2 protein-coding genes are annotated in these 1,102 nt (G+C 62.9%); both read left to right on the plus strand.

Translation table 11 applies throughout. The annotated features are described in order from the left end of the window. Nucleotides 1–138 precede the first annotated feature (138 nt). Complete coding sequence (locus tag QMX88_RS29285) at nt 139–678, plus strand: Mu transposase C-terminal domain-containing protein (RefSeq protein ID WP_008786558.1); 540 nt, start codon at nt 139–141, stop codon at nt 676–678. 95 nt (nt 679–773) lie between these two features. Next, nucleotides 774–1,102 (plus strand): LysR family transcriptional regulator (locus tag QMX88_RS29290; protein ID WP_282373737.1); only part of this gene is annotated, 329 nt, incomplete at its 3' end.

The raw sequence follows: 1,102 nt of genomic DNA on the forward strand, positions 1-1,102 counted from the left end.
TTTGGCATTGGGCCCTCGGCGCTGACGGAGGCCATGGGCATGCTCAACCACCATTTCGCAGCAGCCGCCTGATCGGCGCAGAGCGACAGCCTACCTCTGACTGCCGCCAATCTTTGCAACAGAGCCGATTTCCTGCCGGTGATCCGCCGCACCCTGACCCGCACCGGCTTTGTCATCGACCACATCCACTACTACGCCGACGCCCTCAAGCCGTGGATTGCCCGGCGCGAGCGCTTGCCCGCCTTCCTGATCCGGCGCGATCCGCGCGACATCAGCCGCATCTGGGTACTGGAACCGGAAGGTCAGCACTATCTGGAGATCCACTACCGCACCTTGTCCCATCCGGCCGTCACCCTCTGGGAACAACGCCAGGCGCTGGCCAAATTGCGTCAGCTCGGGCGCGAGCAGGTGGACGAGTCGGCGCTGTTCCGCATGATCGGGCAGATGCGCGAGATCGTGACCACCGCCCAGAAGGCCACGCGCAAGGCGCGGCGCGACGCTGATCGCCGCCAGCACCTCAAGACGTCGGAGCCACCGGCCAAGCCCATACCGCCGGATGTGGACATGGCTGACCCGCAGGCAGACAACCTGCCGCCGGCCAAACCGTTCGATCAGATCGAGGAGTGGTCGCCGTCGATGAATATAAGAGGACTTGCCATGGAATGCTCTCGGACATAGGAAATCAGGAGTTCCAATCTTCAGTGAGGGGCTAAGATAGGAAAAGTTGAATTTCTAAACGATGAAATTCAGCTTTTCTGAACAAGGAGTGACTCATGCGCGAAATCAGCCTGGACCGTCTGCGCACGTTGGTGGCCATTGCCGACCTGGGTTCGTTTGCCGAGGCGGCCCGTGTGCTGCACCTCGCGCCACCCACGGTCAGTTTGCATATTGCCGACCTGGAGTCGCGGGTTGGCGGAAAGCTGTTGTCGCGCACACGTGGGCGCATTCAGCCTTCGGCGATTGGAGAAACGCTGGTGGAGCGCGCGCGGCGCCTGTTGGCGGATGCGGAGCAGGCGCTTGAGGACGTGGAGCGTCAGGTGCAGGGCTTGGCCGGGCGTGTGCGGCTGGGTGCCTCCACAGGGGCCATCGCACAGTTGATGCC

Origin of the sequence: Pseudomonas sp. PS02290, assembly GCF_029960075.1 — a bacterium.
Classification (GTDB): Bacteria; Pseudomonadota; Gammaproteobacteria; order Pseudomonadales; family Pseudomonadaceae; genus Aquipseudomonas.